Raw genomic sequence first — 229 nt, 5'->3', positions numbered from 1 at the left:
GGCTACTACAGTGCTGGTCTTGGCGCTAAATATAACGTAACCGAAAACTGGGCACTCTCAGTCGGTGGCAAATACCTATGGTTCGGCGATGCTAAAGGCCAACTACCAAGTAAAAAAATTGTCGCTGACTTCGAAGACAACGATGGCTATATTGTTGGTGTAAAAGTCTCTTATCAAGCGCAATAGTATAAAGGTGGGGTAGTCTAATTATAGTAACCCTCATCTGAAC

The 229-nt window shown here is 43.2% G+C and carries 1 protein-coding gene; it reads left to right on the top strand.

Annotation, left to right across the window (positions count from 1 at the left end; translation table 11 throughout):
• A partial coding sequence (locus AAEY93_RS21215; RefSeq protein ID WP_502959583.1) for a hypothetical protein occupies positions 1-186 on the top strand: 186 nt, incomplete at its 5' end.
• Between the last annotated feature and the right edge of the window lie 43 nt (positions 187-229).

Origin of the sequence: Shewanella sp. CAL98-MNA-CIBAN-0140 (genome assembly GCF_040309905.1) — a bacterium.
GTDB lineage: Bacteria > Pseudomonadota > Gammaproteobacteria > Enterobacterales > Shewanellaceae > Shewanella > Shewanella psychromarinicola.
Note: the sequence above shows the minus strand (reverse complement) of the source record. Positions and strands in the feature narration are given on the sequence as shown.